Below are 1,139 nucleotides of genomic sequence, written 5' to 3' on the forward strand. Positions count from 1 at the left end.
GGTGGCCCATTTTGACACTAATGCGATTCGTCCAGAGCGTGGATGGATCATGGGAGCAAATAGCCAACTTCCTAAGGATATTTCAATTCAGTGGATTAAACAGATGGATGAAGAGTTTCATGCACGTTTTAAAGCCACTGCTCGTCGCTACCGCTATGTTGTATATAACGCTCCACATCGCCCTGCTCTTTTACATAAACAAGTCACGCATATTTATCAAAAATTAGACGTGCAAAAAATGATTAAAGCTGCCAGCAAATTTGAAGGTACGCATAACTTTGAAACCTTCCGTGCAGCAGCCTGCCAGTCAAATCAACCTGTACGACATGTAAAGCATTGCCGTTTGTTTGAACATGGACGTTATTTGGTTTTAGATATTCAAGCTGATGGCTTTTTACATCATATGGTTCGAAACATTATGGGTTGCTTACTTGAAATTGGGCAAGGCATGTATGAAATCGACCATATTGATACAATGTTCGCAGCCGAAGATCGAAAGGCAGCAGGAATTACCGCCCCACCTGATGGTCTCTATTTTATTCAATGTTATTATCCCGAGCAGTTTGACTTACCACAACCACCACTCGGGCCACATTGGTTAAACCTACCTGAGTAGGCTTAACCAATTTTTAGTTCTAACGGTGTTGCTTACGCTTACGGTACTCAACCGGTGTTTCGTTAGTCCAGCGCTTAAACGCGCGGTAGAATGTACTCGGTTCAGAAAAACCTGTTAAATACACAATACGCTCAACACTCTCATTAGTGTTAGCTAAAAGTTTTTTAGCTAAACGACAACGGTAGTCAGAAAGTATTTGCTGGAAGCTGGTATTTGCTTCACTTAACTGCGTCCGTAAACGACGCGGTGTAATATTTAATTGTGCCGCTACGGTTTCTAGCGTCGTTTCTCCACTTTCAAGTGTCGAACCAATCGCACGACGAACCTCACCCACTAAATCATAACGGGCGAGTTCTTGTAACTTTTCAATTGCCAATTGTTCATGCAATTGAAGTAATTCAGGCTCTGCCTGCCAAAGTTGAAAATCTAAAATGGCAGGGTCAAAATATAGCCGGGTTTCTTTCTGACCTAAGCTTACCGGACAGCCATAGACACGGAAGTATTCATCTTCAGAAGCACCTTC

Annotated in this window: 2 protein-coding genes; one reads left to right on the top strand and one right to left on the bottom strand. The window is 42.5% G+C overall.

Annotated elements, in window-relative coordinates; genetic code table 11:
- The coding region (truA, locus tag VXQ92_RS19945) for a tRNA pseudouridine(38-40) synthase TruA (protein ID WP_416682955.1) at positions 1 to 616 on the top strand (616 nt) is incomplete at its 5' end.
- Between the two features lie 19 nt (positions 617 to 635).
- On the opposite strand, the gene VXQ92_RS19950 is transcribed toward truA, so the two are convergent.
- A partial coding sequence (locus tag VXQ92_RS19950) for a helix-turn-helix domain-containing protein (RefSeq protein WP_416682956.1) occupies positions 636 to 1,139 on the bottom strand: 504 nt, incomplete at its 5' end.

The sequence above is a fragment of the Acinetobacter sp. 228 genome (genome assembly GCF_048147885.1).